Origin of the sequence: Roseivivax halodurans JCM 10272, assembly GCF_000521785.1 — a bacterium.
Classification (GTDB): Bacteria; Pseudomonadota; Alphaproteobacteria; order Rhodobacterales; family Rhodobacteraceae; genus Roseivivax; species Roseivivax halodurans.
The window spans coordinates 20364-37190 of sequence record NZ_JALZ01000010.1; the positions used below are offsets into that span (position 1 = coordinate 20364).

The 16827-nt window shown below is 68.3% G+C and carries 17 protein-coding genes and 1 tRNA gene; 8 read left to right on the top strand and 10 right to left on the bottom strand.

Going from position 1 to position 16827, the window contains the following annotated elements; all coding sequences use genetic code 11:
- Window positions 1-3: 3 nt before the first annotated feature.
- The 7 genes from ptsP to OCH239_RS10925 form a co-directional block, all read right to left on the bottom strand.
- Window positions 4-2241, bottom strand: a complete 2238-nt coding sequence (ptsP, locus tag OCH239_RS10895; RefSeq protein ID WP_037262331.1) for a phosphoenolpyruvate--protein phosphotransferase — start codon at window positions 2239-2241, stop codon at window positions 4-6.
- A 148-nt stretch (window positions 2242-2389) separates the two neighbouring features.
- Window positions 2390-3646 carry an aspartate kinase gene (locus OCH239_RS10900; protein ID WP_037262335.1) on the bottom strand — a complete coding sequence of 419 codons (1257 nt, stop codon included), beginning with the start codon at window positions 3644-3646 and terminating at the stop codon, window positions 2390-2392.
- Between the two features lie 79 nt (window positions 3647-3725).
- Window positions 3726-4184, bottom strand: a complete 459-nt coding sequence (locus tag OCH239_RS10905; RefSeq protein WP_037262339.1) for an SgcJ/EcaC family oxidoreductase — start codon at window positions 4182-4184, stop codon at window positions 3726-3728.
- Window positions 4181-4609, bottom strand: coding sequence for a DUF1178 family protein (locus tag OCH239_RS10910; RefSeq protein ID WP_037262342.1), 429 nt, complete (start codon window positions 4607-4609; stop codon window positions 4181-4183). The genes OCH239_RS10905 and OCH239_RS10910 overlap by 4 nt, the downstream gene beginning before the upstream one ends.
- A gap of 83 nt (window positions 4610-4692) precedes the next feature.
- On the bottom strand, window positions 4693-5916 hold the full coding sequence (locus OCH239_RS10915) for a 3-deoxy-D-manno-octulosonic acid transferase (RefSeq protein WP_037262345.1): 1224 nt from the start codon (window positions 5914-5916) through the stop codon (window positions 4693-4695).
- A 163-nt stretch (window positions 5917-6079) separates the two neighbouring features.
- Complete coding sequence (locus OCH239_RS10920; RefSeq protein ID WP_037262348.1) at window positions 6080-7222, bottom strand: glycosyltransferase; 1143 nt, start codon at window positions 7220-7222, stop codon at window positions 6080-6082.
- 303 nt (window positions 7223-7525) lie between these two features.
- A tRNA-Thr gene (locus OCH239_RS10925) sits at window positions 7526-7600 on the bottom strand.
- A gap of 99 nt (window positions 7601-7699) precedes the next feature.
- Here OCH239_RS10925 and OCH239_RS23285 point away from each other — a divergent pair.
- The 8 genes from OCH239_RS23285 to OCH239_RS10960 all read left to right on the top strand — a co-directional run bounded on the left by OCH239_RS23285 (window position 7700) and on the right by OCH239_RS10960 (window position 12976).
- Window positions 7700-7864, top strand: coding sequence for a hypothetical protein (locus OCH239_RS23285; protein WP_169733014.1), 165 nt, complete (start codon window positions 7700-7702; stop codon window positions 7862-7864).
- A gap of 3 nt (window positions 7865-7867) precedes the next feature.
- Window positions 7868-9139 (top strand): UDP-N-acetylglucosamine 1-carboxyvinyltransferase, encoded by a 1272-nt coding sequence (murA, locus tag OCH239_RS10930; protein WP_037262353.1) that lies wholly within the window; start codon window positions 7868-7870, stop codon window positions 9137-9139.
- Entirely contained in the window at window positions 9136-9603 is a 468-nt protein-coding gene (locus OCH239_RS10935) for a DUF2948 family protein (RefSeq protein WP_037262356.1), read from the top strand. The genes murA and OCH239_RS10935 overlap by 4 nt, the downstream gene beginning before the upstream one ends.
- Before the next feature lie 79 nt (window positions 9604-9682).
- The gene (hisD, locus tag OCH239_RS10940) at window positions 9683-10993 is read left to right on the top strand and encodes a histidinol dehydrogenase (RefSeq protein WP_037262359.1); all 1311 of its coding nucleotides are present in this window, start codon (window positions 9683-9685) and stop codon (window positions 10991-10993) included.
- Window positions 10994-11070: 77 nt separating this feature from the next.
- A complete protein-coding gene (locus OCH239_RS10945; protein ID WP_037262368.1) occupies window positions 11071-11550 on the top strand; it encodes a UPF0262 family protein in 480 nt (159 codons plus the stop codon).
- A 3-nt stretch (window positions 11551-11553) separates the two neighbouring features.
- A complete protein-coding gene (locus OCH239_RS10950; protein ID WP_037262371.1) occupies window positions 11554-12003 on the top strand; it encodes an arsenate-mycothiol transferase ArsC in 450 nt (149 codons plus the stop codon).
- Entirely contained in the window at window positions 12000-12398 is a 399-nt protein-coding gene (locus tag OCH239_RS10955) for a ketosteroid isomerase-related protein (protein WP_037262641.1), read from the top strand. Before OCH239_RS10950 ends, OCH239_RS10955 begins: the two co-directional genes overlap by 4 nt.
- On the top strand, window positions 12395-12976 hold the full coding sequence (locus OCH239_RS10960) for a GNAT family N-acetyltransferase (protein ID WP_037262374.1): 582 nt from the start codon (window positions 12395-12397) through the stop codon (window positions 12974-12976). The genes OCH239_RS10955 and OCH239_RS10960 overlap by 4 nt, the downstream gene beginning before the upstream one ends.
- Window positions 12977-12991: 15 nt before the next feature.
- On the opposite strand, the gene polA is transcribed toward OCH239_RS10960, so the two are convergent.
- From polA to OCH239_RS10975, 3 genes are all read right to left on the bottom strand, one after another.
- The gene (polA, locus tag OCH239_RS10965; RefSeq protein ID WP_037262376.1) at window positions 12992-15808 is read right to left on the bottom strand and encodes a DNA polymerase I; all 2817 of its coding nucleotides are present in this window, start codon (window positions 15806-15808) and stop codon (window positions 12992-12994) included.
- 72 nt (window positions 15809-15880) lie between these two features.
- Window positions 15881-16570 carry a PAQR family membrane homeostasis protein TrhA gene (gene trhA / locus OCH239_RS10970; RefSeq protein ID WP_051489420.1) on the bottom strand — a complete coding sequence of 230 codons (690 nt, stop codon included), beginning with the start codon at window positions 16568-16570 and terminating at the stop codon, window positions 15881-15883.
- Window positions 16571-16619: 49 nt separating this feature from the next.
- Window positions 16620-16799, bottom strand: a complete 180-nt coding sequence (locus OCH239_RS10975; RefSeq protein WP_037262381.1) for a zinc-finger domain-containing protein — start codon at window positions 16797-16799, stop codon at window positions 16620-16622.
- Between the last annotated feature and the right edge of the window lie 28 nt (window positions 16800-16827).

Consider the following 16827-nt stretch of genomic DNA (forward strand, 5'->3'; position numbering starts at 1 on the left):
GGATCAGGTGATCCAGCGCAGGTAATCCATGACCGCGGGCCGCACGGATTGCTCGTCGCGCTCGCGGGCCTCGTGGATCACCCGCCTCAGCTCTCCGAGGTCGACGCGGAGGAGCAGGCTCTTGACCGGGCCGATCGAGGGCGGGCGCATCGAGAGGGTGCGCACGCCGATCGCCGCGAGGCACATCGCCTCGATCGGGCGGCCGGCGTCCTCGCCGCAGAAGGACACCGGCGTTCCCGCCTTCTCGCAGCGCTGCACGATGCGTTCGATGAAGGTCAGGAACGAGGTGTTGAGCGTGTCGTAGCGGCGGCGCACGCGCTCGTTCTCGCGGTCGGCGGCGAAGAAGAACTGCTTGAGATCATTGCCCCCGATGGAGACGAAATCGACCTCGCGGAAGAAGCCGTTCGGGGCATAGGCGAGGCTCGGCGTCTCGAGCATGGCGCCGACCTCGATGCTTTCGGGCAGAACGTGACCGAGCCGTTCCTCGCGGGCGATGGCCTTGTCCATCTCGGCGCGGGCCTCGCGGAACTCGTAGAGCTGCGCGACGAAGGGGAACATCACCGTCAGTGCGCGGCCATTCGCGCCGCGCAGGAGCGCCTGCAGCTGCATGCGCAGCACGCCCGGCTTGTCGAGCCCGACTCGGATCGCGCGCCAGCCGAGCGCGGGGTTCGGCTCGTCGTTGGGCTTCATGTAGGGCAGGACCTTATCCGAGCCGATATCGAGCGTGCGGAAGATGACGCGCTTGCCGCCTGCGGCATCGAGCACGCGGGAATAGAGCGCGGCGAGCTCGGTGCGCTTGGGCATCTGGTTGCGCACGAGGAACTGCAGCTCCGTCCGGAAGAGCCCGACGCCCTCGGCGCCCGAATTCTCGAGGCTCGGCAGGTCCGCCATCAGGCCGGCATTCATGTGGAGCCCGATGCGGGTGCCGCAGGCGGTCACGCAATCCTTGTCGCGGATCGAGGCATAGCGCTCGAGCGCCTTGGCCTGCATCGCCATCTTGTCGCGGAAGGCGGTCACCACGGTCTCGTCGGGGCGCAGATGGACGATGCCGTTGTCGCCGTCGACCATGATGTGATCGCCGTTGAGCGCCTCGGTCGTGACCCGCCCGGCATGGACGACGAGCGGAATCGCCAGCGCCCGCGCGACCACCGCGGCGTGGGATCCGACGGAGCCCTCCTCGAGCACCACGCCCTTGAGGCTGCGCCCGTATTCCAGAAGCTCGCCGGGGCCGATGTTGCGCGCGACGAGCACCGGGTCTGGCGGCAGCTCGGCGCCGGTCTCGGAGCCCTGGCCGGTGAGGATCCGCAGGAGGCGGTTCGAGAGGTCGTCGAGATCGTGGAGGCGGTCGCGCAGATAGGCGTCGGTCACCTGCGCCATGCGGGCGCGGGCGTTCGACTGCTCCTTCTCGACGGCGGCCTCGGCCGACAGACCGCGGCCGATATCCTCCTCCATGCGCCGCAGCCAGCCCTTGGAATTGGCGAACATGCGGTAGGCCTCGAGCACCTGCACCTGTTCGGGGTCTGACGCTGAGGCGAGGATCTGGTCGACGCTGACGCGCAGGGAATCGACCGCGTCCTGCAGGCGCTTGAGCTCGGTCTCCGGATCGTCGGCGACGAGGTTCGTGACGACGACGCGCGGCTCGTGCAGCCAGACATGGCCCTCGGCCGCGCCCTCCTGGCCAACCGTGGCGCGGAAGAGGACGGGATTGGTGTGGCGGGCCTTGAGCGCCGCGCCCTCGCCGACGAAGGCGCCGAGCTCGGTCATCTCGGCGAGCACCATCGCCACGACCTCGAGCGCGTAGCATTCGTCGGAGGTGAACTGGCGCTGCTCCTTGGACTGGACGACGAGCACGCCGAGCTTTTCTCCGAGCCGCTGGATCGGCACGCCGAGGAACGACGAATAGATCTCCTCGCCGGTCTCGGGCATGTAGCGGAAGCCCTTCTCGGAGGGCGCGTTCGCGGTGTTCACCACCTTGCCCGACCGGGCGACGCGGCCGACGAGGCCCTCGCCAAGGCGCATCCGGGTCTGGTGCACCGCCTCGGCCTTCAGGCCCTCGGTGGCGCAGAGCTCGAGTGTGTCCTCATCGCGGAAGAGGTAGATCGAGCACACCTCGGTGCCCATCGAATCGGCGGTGAGATGGGTGATCTTGTCGAGACGCGCCTGTCCTGCCGCGTCCTCCGCCATGGTGTCGCGGAGGCGGCCCAGAAGTTTCCGGCTTTCACTCTCGGTTCGATCCGCCATGTCGTTGTGGTTCCTTCCGCCCGGCGCACGAGTCATAGGGCAGAGCGGCGGGCAGAGGAAAGGGCAAGCGCACTCATCGGGGGACTGCAAGCCGCCAGACGCCTGCCTGCCGGCGCGACAGTGGCGCGTATCGGAAACGCGCCGGCCTTCAGGCCTTCTCGAGCTCGAAGGCGTCGTGCAGGGCCTGGACGGCGAGCTCCATGTACTTGCGCTCGACCAGCACCGAGATCTTGATCTCGGAGGTGGCGATCACCTTGATGTTGATGCCCTCCTGCGCGAGCGTCTCGAACATCCGCGCGGCGACGCCCGATTGCGAGCGCATGCCGATGCCGACGACCGACACCTTGGCGACATCGGTCTCGGCTTCGAGCCGGTCGTAGGTGAGCTTGCCCTCGGCCTTCGCCGCCTCGAGCGCCTTCTCGGCGCGCTTGAGCTGGTCGTTGGGGCAGGAGAAGGTCATGTCGGTGACCTTGCCCTCGTGGCCCTCGTAGTCGCTTTCGGACACGTTCTGCACGATCATGTCGACGTTCACGCCGGCATCGGAGAGCGTGCCGAAGATCGCCGCGGCGATGCCCGGCTTGTCGGCGACAGTGACGATGGTGACCTTGGCCTCCTCGCGGGAGAAGGCCACACCCGAGACGACGTTCGATTCCATGATCAGTTCCTCTCCGCAGACGAGCGTTCCGGCCTCGTCGGATGGTTCCTCGAAGCTCGACAGCACCCGCAGCTTCACATTGTAGCGCATGGCGAGCTCGACCGAGCGGGTCTGCAGCACCTTGGCGCCGAGCGAGGCAAGCTCCAGCATCTCCTCGAAGGCGATGCGGTCGAGCTTGCGGGCCTTCCGGCAGACGCGGGGGTCGGTGGTGTAGACGCCGTCCACGTCGGTGTAGATGTCGCAGCGCACCGCGTCGAAGGCGGCGGCGAAGGCGACGGCGGTGGTGTCCGAACCGCCGCGGCCGAGCGTGGTGATGCGGCCCTCGGGCGAGATGCCCTGGAAGCCGGCGACCACGGCGACGCGCATGCCCTCGCCGAACTTCTGCGTGATGTTGTCGGTCGGGATCTCCTCGATCCGCGCGGCCGAATGCGCCGAGGTGGTCCTGAGCGGCACCTGCCAGCCCTGCCAGGAGCGGGCGGGCACCTCCATCTCCTGCAGGGTGAGGGCCATGAGGCCGGCGGTGACGTTCTCGCCCGAGCTCACCACCGCATCGTATTCGCGGGCGTCGTAGAAGGGCGAGGTCTCGTTCACCCAGCCGACGAGCTCGTTGGTCTTGCCCGACATGGCCGAGACGATGACGATGACGTCGTGCCCCTTGGCGACCTCGGTGCCGACGCGCTTGGCGGCGCGGCGGATGCGGTCGAGCGTGGCGACGGACGTGCCGCCGAATTTCATCACCAGAACGGACATGAGGCGCCTCCCGGGGCCGGACTTGCGCCCGGGTGCTTATGCGCGGCGGCGGCGCGGCGCAAGATGATTGCACAATTGGCTACGTGTCCCGGTAGTCGGCGGGGGCGAGGCCGTCGGGGCCGCGCACGAGGCTTTCGGCCCCTTCCATGATGTCGGTGTTTTGCGCGGTGACGACGATCCAGCCGTCTTCGCGGTGCTCCGCGACGAAGGTGAGGATCGTGCGCCGCTCCGCCGCCTCGCTGCCGTCCGGCGCGCGCTGGCCCGCGAGGCGGAAGCGGCACTGCACAACGGCGTGGGCGTCGCCGAGGCGTCTGACCCGGATGACACCGGGTGTCAGCCGCGTTTCGGAAAAGAAGCTCTTGAGCGCGTAATCGTGCGCCTTGGCGATGGCGGCGCGGTCGTGCCACCAGAGGCCGACCACGTTCACGAAGTCCGCATCCTCGGCAAAGAGCGCGCCGATGGCGGCGCCGTCCCGAGTGGCCCAGGCCTGCGCGAAGGCGGCGGGAATGTCCTCGGGTCGCGGGGGCCGCGGCGTCAATTGCTGTCCTTGGCCCGGCGGAAGGGGAGCGGGGCGACGGGCACGCCGTCCTCGAGGAGCGCCTTTGCCTCGTCGGGCCGCGTCTCGCCCCATATCGGCCGCTCTGGCGCGTCGCCGAGATGCATGGCGCGGGCCTGCGTCGCGAAATCGCGGCCGACGTAATCGGCGCTCTTCTCGATGTGCTTTCGCAGGGCTGCGAGCGCCTGTTCGGCGGGGGATTTCGGCGCCGAGAGCGCGCGTTTCGGCGGCGACGCTTCGGCGTCGGCAGCGACGTGAGGCGCCATCAGGCTCTTCTCGACGCGGGGAGACCCGCAGACCGCACAGGACAGATGGCCCGACCGGGCCAGCGCGTCGAAGGCGCCCGCGGACTGGAACCAGCTTTCGAATTCGTGCCCGTCGGCACAGCGCAGAGTGTATCGAATCATGCCTTCCGGACCCATGTGAGCCGAGGGAGGAAGATGGCCAAAAGCGATTACCGTTTCAAGAATTTACCCGCGGATGTGAAGGCTTATGGCGGCGTTGTGTTTTTCCCGAAGAGCGACAATAGCGCGTCGGACAGCGCGCCCGCGCCGGCCTCGGGGCGCAGGGAGTTCCGTGCCGCCTGCGCCACGCGTTCGCGGTGTTCGGCGGGTGCAAGGTCGGTCACGGCGGCGGCGAGGGAGGATGCGTCCGTGATGCGGATGGCGGCGGCGGCATCGCCGAGCGCGGCGAAGGGCGCGCGGAAGTTGCGCGTGTCGGGACCGTGGATGAGGGCGGCGTCGAACGAAGCGGGTTCGTAGGGCGTGTGTCCGCCCCGGTCGGTCAGCGTGCCGCCGATGAAGACCGTGCCGGCGAGCTGGTACCAGAGCGGCATCTCACCGAGCGTGTCCGCGAGATAGACGTCGCCCTGCGCGGGGTCGTCACCGGCGGAGCGTCGCGAGACGGTCAGGCCGCGGGCGCCGAGCAACGCGGCGATCTCGTCCGCCCGCCGGGGATGGCGCGGCGCGAGGATCAGCCGGAGATCCGGGCGCCCTTCGCGCGCGAGAACGTGCGCCTCGGCAACCACCGCCTCCTCGCCCTCGTGGGTCGAGGCGGCGAGCCAGGTGTGCTGCCGGTCGAACGCGGCGGCGAGGGACGGGTCAGGCGCGATGTCGGGGCGTTCGTAGAAGGACTTGAGGTCAGCGACGGGGCCGCGCGCCTCCGGGGCGAGGCCGAGCGCGGCCATCCGGTCGAGCGAGCCTGCGTCCTGCGCCGAGGCGTAGTCGATCCGGCCGAAGACGCGGGCTGCGAGCCTCGGGAACCGCGACCATGTGCGGGCGGACCCGCTCGACAGGCGTCCGCCAAGAACCGCCACGGGGCCGGGCATTTGGATGAAGCGATGCGGCCAGAGCTCGGATTCCATGGCGATATGCCCCTGCACTCGCCACCGCGCGCAGAACCGGTCGACGGCGCCGGGCAGGTCGAGCGGGGCGAGGGCGGCCTCGAGCCCCATCTCCCGCGCAAGCGCGACGCCGGTGTCCGAGTTGCAGGTCACGACGAGCGGCAGGTCCGGGCGCGCCTCGCGCCATGCGGAGATGATCGGCTTCGCGGAGGCCAGCTCTCCATTCGAGGCGGCGTGGAGCCAGATATGAGGAGAGTTCGAGTTCGGGCCATAGCCGAAGCGGGCGGTGATGGCGTCCTTCTGCCCACGCAGCGCGAGCCGGATCAGGACGCCGGCGGCAAAGAGACGGATGAGGATGCGATAGATCAGCATGGTACGGGGAACTGGCCGTCGATGAGATGCCCTGCGGTGTGTATTCGCGCGGACGGGTCAGTCGCAGGGGGATGACTCCGGGCATCGGACCGCTGCGGCGACCCCGAGAACTGGCTTCGGTTGGACCGGAACGCGGGACCGCGCCTTGTGTCCGCCAGGATGCTCACAGGCGGCCCGCGACCGTGTCCCGGATGGCGTCTTCGAGCGTGCCGATCAGGCGGCCGTTGTCGAAGCGGGTCTCGGCCACGGCGCGGGCGCGGGTGGCCATCGCGGGCTTGTCGGAGATGTCCATGGCGCGGGAAATCGCGGCGGTGAAACCGCTTGCGTCGCGCTCCTCGACCAGAAAGCCGGTCTCGCCCTCCTCGATGGCCTCGGGAATGCCGGCGTGTCGGGTCGAGACGGTGATGCAGCCCGCGGCCATCGCCTCCTGGATCGCGGTGGGGAGCCCCTCGGTGTTGCCGTCAGCGGCGGTCACCGAATGCTGCAGGAAGAATTGCGTGGTCTCGAGTCGGTCCCGGACGAAATCGTGCGGCTGCGCGTCGTGGAAGGTGACGCGACCGGCGGCGCCGAGCTCCTGCGCGAGGGATTGCGCCTCGGAGAGAAGCGGGCCGTCGCCGATGAAGTCGAGCCGGGCCTCGGGCCGCTGCGCCGTCGCCTCGACGAAACTGCGCAGCGTGGTGAGCGGGGCCTTCTTCTCGACGAAGCGGCCGACGGCGAGGCAGGAGAGCGGACGCTTGGTCCCGGGCGCGAAACGCCGCACGTCGACGCCCGAGGGGATCACGTGGGCGTTGGGGTGGGTGACGCCGACCGAGGCGAGGTTGTCGAGCAGAAATTGCGAGACCGAGACGATGCCCGCGAGGCGCGGCATCATCAGACGGTAGGCGCGGCAGATCCGCCTGGACCTGAGGTGCTTGGAGGCGTCGGTGCCGCGGAAATAGGAAAAGCAGGGGATGCCGAGATCGTTGGCGATCGGCGCGACCGCGAGGGCTTGCGTGCCGAATTCGGCGAGGATGACCTCGACCTTCTGCGCATGCAAAAATTCGGCGAGCGCGCGGTAGCCCGTGCCGAACGGCAGACGCGAGGTGCCATGCAGGAGGCGGTTCCGCGTGGCATGGAAGGGAAGGATGGCGAGATCGACCGCACCCAGCTTCTGACGCCGGGTGAAGACCGGCTTGCCGTAGGGATCGTCGCCGTTCGTGCGCCCGGCGATGACGACGGTGTCGCCGCCGAAGAGATGCGCGATGTGGCGATTGATGAAGGTCTCGCCACTTACGTGGTAGTCGCTGGTAGCGATCGCCGTGCGCATCGCGGCCCCCTCGCTTGCGGTTTGTGACCGCTTAGCAAGGGAGCCGCGAGGCGACAAGCGTGCGCCGCGCTCGGATCAGAGCACGAAACCCACAATGGCGACGACGATGACGACGAGGCCGACGATGTAGATGATCCGGTTCATGGTAACGCTCCTGTGAGACACTTCGCACGCTCAATGTGCGGAGACAGGTTGCGGTTCCCTCGCTCTGCAAAGACCGTCGCGCCGACGCAAAAGGATCACGCCGGGCCGGCTTCCGCGCGAAGATCGGGATACAGCGTCATGTCATCGTTGGGATAATGGTGGTGCTGCTGGAGAGAATTGAACTCTCGACCTCTCCCTTACCAAGGGAGTGCTCTACCTCTGAGCTACAGCAGCGCCGGGGCACCGTCGCGGTGTGGCGGGTCTCTACCCAGAACGTCGGAGGCGTGCAAGCGCAATCTGGACGGTTTTTTCGGTCTCCTGTAGAGACCGCCCATGGAACGCAAACGAGGCACTCCGGGTAAGAGGGATGAGGCGCGCGAGGACCGGTTGAAGGCCGCTCTGAAGTCGAACCTCGCCCGGCGCAAGGCTCAGGCGAAGGCCCGCGCCCGGCATGACGACAACGACAACAAGACTACCGAGCAGAACGAGGACAGCTGACCCATGGATTCGATCGTCGTGACGGGCAATGGCCCGCTCTCGGGAGATATTCCCATTGCCGGGGCCAAGAACGCATGCCTCACCCTGATGCCCGCGACCCTGCTGACCGAGGAGCCGCTGACGCTGACCAACGCGCCGCGGCTGTCGGACATCAGGACGATGGGGACACTCCTCCAATCGCTGGGTGCCGAGGTGAGCCCGCTGCATGACGGCAAGGTGCTGGCACTTTCCTCCCATGCGCTGACGAGCCACCGGGCGGAATACGACATCGTGCGCAAGATGCGCGCCTCGATCCTCGTGCTCGGGCCGATGCTGGCGCGCGACGGGGAGGCCGTGGTCTCGCTGCCGGGCGGCTGCGCGATCGGCGCGCGGCCGGTCGATCTGCACCTGCGCGCGCTCGAGGCGCTCGGGGCGGAACTCGACCTGCGCGAGGGCTACGTGCATGCCAAGGCGCCTTCCGGAGGCCTTAGGGGCGGTCGCATCACCTTCCCGCTGGTGTCGGTCGGCGCGACCGAGAACGCGCTGATGGCAGCGACGCTCGCCAAGGGCACGACGGTGATCGAGAACGCGGCCCGCGAGCCCGAGATCGTCGATCTCGCCGACTGCCTGCGCAAGATGGGCGCCCAGATCGAGGGCGACGGCACCCACACGATCACCGTTCAGGGTGTCGAGCGTCTGGGCGGTGCGACGCACCGGGTGGTGTCTGACCGGATCGAGCTTGGCACCTACATGCTGGCGCCGGCGATCTGCGGCGGCGAGGTCACCTGTCTCGGCGGCGAGCGGCGGCTGGTGCAGTCCTTCTGCGACAAGCTCGACATGGCGGGCGTCGCCGTCGAGGAGACCGATCGCGGTCTCAAGGTGGCCCGCAAGGGCGACCGGGTGCAGCCAGTCGACGTGACGACCGAGCCGTTCCCGGGGTTCCCGACGGACCTGCAGGCGCAGATGATGGCGCTGCTCTGCACGGCGGAGGGCACGTCGGTGCTCGAGGAGAAGATCTTCGAGAACCGCTTCATGCACGCGCCCGAACTGATGCGTATGGGCGCGCGGATCGACGTGTCGGGCGGCACCGCGAAGGTGCACGGAGTCGATCACCTGAAGGGCGCGCCGGTGATGGCGACGGACCTGCGGGCGAGCGTCTCGCTGATCCTCGCCGGGCTCGCGGCCGAGGGCGACACGGTGGTGAACCGGGTCTATCATCTCGACCGCGGCTACGAACACGTGGTCGAGAAGCTGGCCGGCGTCGGCGCAAAGATCGAACGGGCGGTGGGCGTATGAGCGAGGATGCACGATTCGAGGATGCCGGCGGGCGTCCGCTCTATCTCGGCGCGATGGACCTCGACGATCTCGCGGTGATCTCGGCGCTGGTGCAGGATGCGGTCCTGCCGGCGTCCGAGATGACGTGGAGGAAGGGCGAGGGACGTCTTGCCTTTCTGATCAACCGCTTGCGGCGCGAGGACGAGATCGGCCGCGGCGAGGTCGAACGGGTACAATCGGTGCTGGTGATCGAAAACGTGGCCCGCGTGGCGAGCCAGGGCGTGACGCGAGGCGATCCCGACACGGTGCTGCAGATGCTGACCGTGAGCTTCGAGCCGGGCGAGGATGCCGCCGGATTCGTCGAGATCACCTTTGCCGGCGACGGCGCGGTGCGCGCCGAGGTCGAGGCGCTGGAAGTGTCGCTGAAGGACGTGACGCGGCCCTACGCGGCGCCCTCGGGCAAGCGGCCGTCCCATCCCGAGTGACCGGCCGGGGCCGGCCCGGTCGACACCGGTGCACGGGCCGCTATAACGCCGCTCTGACGATCTGACAGGGGAGGGCCCGATGCCCGTCTTTCTCGACACGCGCGACGAGGGGTTCGAGGCGGAGTTCCGGCGCCTTCTGACGGCCAAGCGCGAGGACAGCCCGGACGTCGACGATACCGTCGCGGGGATCATCGCCGATGTGCGCGCCCGCGGCGACTCGGCGCTCTGCGAGCTGACAGAGCGGTTCGACCGGATGTCGCTGACGCCCGAGGGCCTCGCGATCAGCCGCGACGAGGTCGACGCCGAGATCGCCAAGGTCCCAGCCGAGGACCGTGCGGCGCTCGATCAGGCGGCGCAGCGCATCCGCGCCTATCACGTGCGGCAGATGCCGGAGGATGCGCGCTGGACCGATCCCGAGGGCGCGACGCTCGGCTGGCGCTGGACGGCGGTGGCGGCCGCGGGGCTCTACGTGCCGGGCGGCACGGCGTCGTACCCCTCGTCGGTGCTGATGAACGCGATCCCCGCCAAGGTCGCGGGCGTCGAGCGGCTGGCGATCTGCGTGCCGACGCCGGACGGGGCAATCAACCCGCTGGTGATGTATGCCGCGCGGGTCGCGGGCGTCGACGAGATCTACCGGATCGGCGGGGCGCAGGCGATCGCGGCGCTGGCCTACGGGACCGAGACCATCGCGCCGGTCGACAAGATCACCGGGCCCGGCAACGCCTTCGTCGCGGCGGCCAAGCGGCGCGTCTTCGGCCGGGTCGGCATCGACATGATCGCGGGACCGTCGGAGATCCTCGTGATCTCGGACGGCACGGGCGATCCCGATTGGGTGGCGCTCGACCTCATGAGCCAGGCCGAGCACGACGAGAGCGCGCAGTCGATCCTGATCACCACGGATGCCGAATTCGGCCGCCGGGTCGGCCAGGCGGTCGAGGCCCGGCTCGAGACGCTCGAGCGCCGCGCCATCGCAGGGGCGAGCTGGCGGGATTTCGGCGCGGTGATTGTAGCGCGCGACCTCGAAGAGGCCGCGGCCCTGTCGGACCGGATCGCGCCTGAGCATCTCGAGCTCTGCGTCGACGATCCCGCGCCGCTGTCGGAGAGGATCCGGCACGCGGGCGCGGTCTTCCTCGGTCACTGGACGCCCGAGGCGATCGGCGACTATGTGGGCGGTCCGAACCACGTGCTTCCGACGGCGCGCTCGGCGCGGTTCTCCTCGGGGCTGTCCGTGCTCGATTTCCTCAAGCGCACGACACTGGCGCAGATGACGCCCGAGGCGCTCGCCGCTATCGGCCCCGCGGCGGAGCGGCTGGCGGCCGCCGAGAGCCTCGAGGCCCACGGGCTGTCGGTCACCGCGCGGCTCTCCAAGCTCAATTGCGGGCCGGAATGAGCGATGCTGCGTTGCGGCATTGCCGCCGGCCGGAGGCCGCGCTACCGTGCGACCAAACAGCACAAGAGCGCGGCCCCATGAGCCATATCGCCACGATCGCCCTCGACGACGCGAACCTGCCTCCGCCGACCCCGGAGATCGAGCAGGAGCGGCGGGTCGCCATGTTCGACCTGATGGAGCGCAATTCCTTCGCGCTGCCCGCGCGGAACGGACAGGCGATGCCGGATGGGCCCTACGGTCTGTCGCTGTCAATCCGGGAAAAGCGGCTCGTGTTCGACGTCGCGGGCTCGGACGGGCAACAGGCGGCGGAGTTCCACCTGTCGCTGTCGCCGTTCCGGCAGGTGGTCAAGGATTACTTCTCGATCTGCAAGAGCTACTACGATGCGGTGAAGACGCTGCCGCCGAGCCAGATCGAGACGATCGACATGGCCCGCAAAGGCATCCACGACGAGGGCGCGCGCATCCTCAGGGAGCGGCTCGACGGCAAGGCGGAGATCGACGAGGACACGGCCCGGCGTCTCTTCACGCTCGTCTGCGTGCTGCATTTCGGAGGCTGAGAGGTGCCCGAGCGGCTGCCGCAGTCCGTTCTCTTCGCCTGCGACCACAATGCCGTCCGCTCGCCCATGGCGGAGGGGATGATGAAGGATCTCTTCGGAGAGAGCGTCTACGTGCAGTCGGTGGGCGTGATCAACGATCTCGAGATCGACGGCTTCGCCATAGCCGCCTGCGCCGAGATCGGGGTCGAGCTGTCGCGCCACCGCACGCGGTCCTTCGAGGAGCTGGAAACCTCCGGGGAGGCGCTGTCGGGGTTCGATCTGATCGTCGCGATGTCGACCGAAGCGCGGCGGCGGGCGCTCGACCTCACGCGGTTCCATCATCTCGCGGTCGAATACTGGCCGGTCTCGGATCCGACCGGGATCGGCGAGACGCGCGAGACCAAGCTCAACGCCTACAGGCACACCCGCGACCAGATCCGGGCACACATGACATCGAAATGGGGGACGAGATGAGCATCGAGACACTGGAGCGCTACTTCGACGCGTTCAATCGCAAGGACGTGGAGGGCATGCTGGCGTGCCTCGCGGACAACGTGGCGCATCACGTCAACGAGGGCGAGGTGCGGATGGGCAAAGAGCAGTTCCGCGCCTTCTGCCATCACATGGCGCGCTGCTACGACGAGAGCCTGACCGAGCTCGTGGTCTTCACCGCCGAGGACGGCGCGCGCGGGGCGGCGGAGTTCATGGTTAACGGCGTCTACCTCGAGACCGACGAGGGGCTGCCCGAGGCGAAGGGGCAGAGCTACCGGCTGCCGGCGGGGTCGTTCTTTTCGCTGCAGGACGGCAGGATCGCGCGGGTCGTCACCTATTACAACCTGTCGGACTGGGTGGCCCAGGTCTCGGCATGAGGGTCGAGGTCCTGACCGGCGAGGCGCTGGAGGCGGCGCTGGACGACGTGGCGCGCCTGCGGATCTCGGTGTTCCGGGCGTGGCCCTATCTCTACGACGGCTCGGAAGCCTACGAGCGCGAGTACCTGCAGGCCTATCGCGAGAGCGAGGGTGCGATCGTGGTCGGAGCATTCGACGGCGACCGGCTGGTGGGCGCCGCGACGGGCACGCCGATGGAGGATCACGCAGGTGACTTTGCCGCGCCCTTCGCGCAGACGGGGCTCGATCTGAAGACGATCTTCTACTGCGCGGAATCGGTCCTGCTGCCCGAGTACCGGGGAAGGGGGATCGGGCACGCTTTCTTCGAGGCGCGCGAGGACCATGCGCGGGCGCTGGGGCGGTCGTGGTCGTGTTTCTGCGGGGTGCAGCGGCCGGAGGACCATCCGCTGAGGCCGGACGATTACCAGCCGCTCAACGGCTTCTGGCGCAAGCGCGGCTACGAGCCGCTGCCGGGCGTGGTGGCGCACTTCCGGTGGAAGGACATCGACGAGGCCGAGGAGACGGACCACCAGCTGCAGTTCTGGATCCGGGAGCTCTAGGGGCGGCGGCCGCGCTCAGTGCGCGGCGGCCCAGTTCATGCCCTGTCCGGCCTCCACGACGAGGGGCACGTCGAGTTTCACCACCGGGTCGGCGGCGCCTTCCATGATCTCCTTGGCGCGGGCGATCAGCGCGTCCGCTGTGTCTGCCTGCACCTCGAAGAGAAGTTCGTCGTGGACCTGAAGCAGCATCTGCGCCTTCGGGCCGAATTCCGCGATGGCGTCCGGCATGCGGACCATGGCACGGCGGATGATGTCGGCGGCGGTGCCCTGGATCGGCGCGTTGATCGCGGCGCGGCGGGCAAAGCCGGCGCGGGGGCCCTTTGCGTTGATCTCGGGCGTGTGGATCACCCGGCCGAAGAGCGTCTCGACGCGGCCGGTCTTCTTCGCGAAGTCCGTGGTCGCGTCCATATAGGCCTTGATGCCGGGGAAACGCTCGAAATAGCGGTCGATGAAGCCCTGCGCGTCGGCGCGGGGGATGCGCAGGTTGCGGGCGAGGCCGAAGCCCGAGATGCCGTAGATGACGCCGAAGTTGATCGCCTTGGCCTGCCGGCGGATCTCGGGCGTCATCTCCTCGAGGGGAACGTTGAACATCTCGGACGCGGTCATCGCGTGGATGTCGAGCCCGTCGCGGAAGGCCTGTTTCAGCGTCTCGATCCCGGCGACATGGGCGAGGATGCGCAGCTCGATCTGGGAATAGTCGAGGCTGACCAGCACATTGCCGTCCTCGGGCACGAAGGCCTCGCGGATGCGGCGGCCTTCCTCGGAGCGGACGGGAATGTTCTGCAGGTTCGGCTCGGTCGAGGCGAGCCGCCCCGTGTTGGCGCCGGCGATGGAGTAGGAGGTGTGCACGCGGCCCGTGACCGGGTTGATGTGCTCCTGCAGCGCGTCGGTATAGGTCGATTTCAGCTTCGAGAGGCCCCGCCAGTCGAGGATGCGGGCGGGGAGGTCGTGGATCGTCGCGAGGTCCTCGAGCACGTCGGCGGGGGTCGAGTACTTGCCGTTCTTGCCCCGCTTGCCGCCTTCCATGCCCATCCGGTCGAAGAGGATCTCGCCGACCTGCGCCGGGCTCCCGACGTTGAAGCTCTCGCCTGCGAGCGTGTGGATCTCGTCCTCGAGCGCCGCCATCTTCTGGCTGAAGGCGGCGGACATGCGGCTGAGCGTGTCGCGGTCGACCTTGATGCCGTTCATCTCCATCGCGGCGAGGACCGGCACGAGCGGGCGCTCCATCGTCTCGTAGACGCGGGTGACATGCGCGCGGTGAAGCTGCGGCTTGAAGAGTTGCCAGAGCCGCAGCGTGATGTCGGCATCCTCGGCGGCGTATTTCGTCGCATCCTCGATCGGCACGCGGTCGAAGGTGATCTGGCTCTTGCCGGTGCCGATCACGTCCTTGATCGGGATCGGCTGGTGGCTGAGATAGCGCTCGGACAGGGTATCCATGCCGTGGCCGTGCTCGCCGCCGTTCATGGCATAGGACATGAGCATCGTGTCGTCGATCGGGGCCATGACGATGCCGACGCGGGCGAGGATCTTGGCGTCGTACTTCATGTTCTGGCCGATCTTCATGACCGCCGGGTCCTGGAGCAAGTCCCTCAGCGCATCGAGCGCGGCGTCCTTGTCGACCTGATCGGGCAGCAGCTCTCCGGGGCCGAAGAGATCGCCGTCGCCCTGGGCGCGGTGGGTGAGCGGCAGGTAGGCCGCCTCTCCGGGCTCGATGCAGAGCGAGACGCCGACGAGTTCGGCGGTCATCTCGTTGAGCCCCGTGGTCTCGGTGTCGATGGCGACCCAGCCGCGCTCGCGCGCCTTGCCGATCCAGGTGTTCAGGGTCTCGAGGTCGCGGATGCAGACGTAATCCTCGGGCACGAAGGGCAGGGCTTCGGGCATGTCGCCTTCCGCCTTGTCCGCGGTCTCGGGCGCCTTGTCGGGGATGGTCGGCGGCTCGATCCCGAGCTGCTCGGCGATGCGGCGGGTGAGGGAGCGGAACTCCATCTCCGCGAGGAAGGCCATGAGCGCCTCGGGGTCGGGATCGCGCAGCTCCAGATCCTCAATGGAGAAGGGCAGCGTCATGTCGCAGTCGAGCTGGACGAGCTTCTTCGAGAGGAGGATCTGCTCGCGGTATTCGAGCAGCGTCTCGCGGCGCTTCTTCTGCTTGATCTCGCCGGCGCGGTCGAGAAGCTCCTCGAGCGTGCCGTATTCGTTCAGCAGGAGCGCCGCGGTCTTCACGCCGATACCGGGCGCGCCGGGGACGTTGTCGACCGAATCGCCGGCGAGCGCCTGCACGTCGACGACCCTGTCGGGCCCGACGCCGAACTTCTCCATCACGCCCTCGGCGTCGATGCGGCGGTTCTTCATGGCGTCGAACATCTCGACCCCGTCGCCGACGAGCTGCATGAGGTCCTTGTCGGAGGACACGATGGTCACGCGGCCGCCCGCTTCCTTGGCCTGAGCGCAGAGCGTGCCGATGATGTCGTCCGCCTCGAAGCCCTCGATCTCCTTGCAGGCGATGTTGAAGGCCTCGGTCGCGCGACGGGTCAGCGGGATCTGCGGGCGCATCTCCTCTGGCATTGCCTCGCGGTTGGCCTTGTACTGATCGTAGAGATCGTTGCGGAAGGTGTGGCTGCCCTTGTCGAAGATCACCGCGATGTGGGTGGGGGCGTCCGCGCCGTGATCGTGGCCGATATAGCGGCGCAGCATGTCGCAGAAGCCCTGCACAGCGCCGACGGGCAGGCCGTCGGACTTGCGCGTCAGCGGCGGCAGCGCGTGGAAGGCCCGGAAGATGAAGGCCGATCCGTCGATCAGGTGCAGGTGGCAGCCTTTGCCGAAGCTCTCGCTCATCTCGCGGATCCCTTGTCGCTCGTCGCTCAGGGGCCTTCTGACACGAAGGCCGCGCGGCTTCCAGATGGCGATCTAGGGGGCGATGCCCTCGATGGGCAGGGCCGCGGCGAGGAAGACCGCGACGAAGAACACGATGGAGGCGATGACGACGAAGAGATGCCAGATCGTATTGTGATAGCGGACCGTCTGGAGCGCGAGGAAAATCGTGCCTGCAGAATAGAGCGTGCCGCCGACGATCATCAGGACGACGACCGACCAGGGCAGGCGTTCCAGCACGTCCTGCCCGCCGACGAGCACGGCCCAGCCCATGGCGAGGCCGATGCCGATCCCGAGGAGGGTCGAACGGTCGCGCAGGATGAAGGAGAGCGCGGTCGCGCCCGCCGCGGCGGTCCAGATCGCGGTCAGAAGGCCGCTGCCGGCGCCGGAAAAGAGCGCGAAGGGCGTGTAGGTCCCGGCGATCTTGAAGTGGATCGCGGAATGGTCGAGCCGCCGGAAAAGATCGGTCCAGCGCGGCCGGCCGACATGGTTGTAGAGCAGCGAGCAGAGCAGCATGAGGATCAGCGTCGCGCCGTAGATCGACACGCCGGTGATTCCGGCCGCGTCGCCGCGCCAGACCGCCGTCAGGGTGATCAGCACCGGCACCGCGCCGAGCGCCAGAACGAGCCCCGCGAGGTGAACGGCGACATCGCTCGCCAGTTCGGCTCGGGTATAGGACCGCCCGGTAGGGACCGGCGGCGCAGATGGGGTATCGGCCTCGCTCATGCGCTTAATGTAGCGTAGGAACGGCCGCGCTCAAAGGCTGGCGAAGGTCTCAGACCCTGCCTTCGAAGTCACGGTGAATGAACTTTGCATCACAATAGCCGCATTCGGCCCAGCCGCGGTCTTCGGGGATCTGCAGCCAGACCCGGGGATGCCCGAGCGCTCCTTCTCCGCCGTCGCAGGCCACGCGGTAGCTGTCGACGATCTTGGTTTCCGGCGCGTCGGTCGTCATCTGGGGGCTCCCCTCTCGCATCTCGGGC

What these genes read in the sequence shown, in the direction of transcription:
- ptsP (WP_037262331.1), bottom strand. Translation starts at nt 2,241, where the DNA reads ATGGCGGATCGAACCGAGAGTGAAAGCCGGAAACTTCTGGGCCGCCTC.
- OCH239_RS10900 (WP_037262335.1), bottom strand. Translation starts at nt 3,646, where the DNA reads ATGTCCGTTCTGGTGATGAAATTCGGCGGCACGTCCGTCGCCACGCTC.
- OCH239_RS10910 (WP_037262342.1), bottom strand. Translation starts at nt 4,609, where the DNA reads ATGATTCGATACACTCTGCGCTGTGCCGACGGGCACGAATTCGAAAGC.
- OCH239_RS10915 (WP_037262345.1), bottom strand. Translation starts at nt 5,916, where the DNA reads ATGCTGATCTATCGCATCCTCATCCGTCTCTTTGCCGCCGGCGTCCTG.
- OCH239_RS10920 (WP_037262348.1), bottom strand. Translation starts at nt 7,222, where the DNA reads ATGCGCACGGCGATCGCTACCAGCGACTACCACGTAAGTGGCGAGACC.
- OCH239_RS23285 (WP_169733014.1), top strand. Translation starts at nt 7,700, where the DNA reads ATGGAACGCAAACGAGGCACTCCGGGTAAGAGGGATGAGGCGCGCGAG.
- murA (WP_037262353.1), top strand. Translation starts at nt 7,868, where the DNA reads ATGGATTCGATCGTCGTGACGGGCAATGGCCCGCTCTCGGGAGATATT.
- OCH239_RS10935 (WP_037262356.1), top strand. Translation starts at nt 9,136, where the DNA reads ATGAGCGAGGATGCACGATTCGAGGATGCCGGCGGGCGTCCGCTCTAT.
- hisD (WP_037262359.1), top strand. Translation starts at nt 9,683, where the DNA reads ATGCCCGTCTTTCTCGACACGCGCGACGAGGGGTTCGAGGCGGAGTTC.
- OCH239_RS10945 (WP_037262368.1), top strand. Translation starts at nt 11,071, where the DNA reads ATGAGCCATATCGCCACGATCGCCCTCGACGACGCGAACCTGCCTCCG.
- OCH239_RS10955 (WP_037262641.1), top strand. Translation starts at nt 12,000, where the DNA reads ATGAGCATCGAGACACTGGAGCGCTACTTCGACGCGTTCAATCGCAAG.
- OCH239_RS10960 (WP_037262374.1), top strand. Translation starts at nt 12,395, where the DNA reads ATGAGGGTCGAGGTCCTGACCGGCGAGGCGCTGGAGGCGGCGCTGGAC.
- polA (WP_037262376.1), bottom strand. Translation starts at nt 15,808, where the DNA reads ATGAGCGAGAGCTTCGGCAAAGGCTGCCACCTGCACCTGATCGACGGA.
- trhA (WP_051489420.1), bottom strand. Translation starts at nt 16,570, where the DNA reads ATGAGCGAGGCCGATACCCCATCTGCGCCGCCGGTCCCTACCGGGCGG.
- OCH239_RS10975 (WP_037262381.1), bottom strand. Translation starts at nt 16,799, where the DNA reads ATGACGACCGACGCGCCGGAAACCAAGATCGTCGACAGCTACCGCGTG.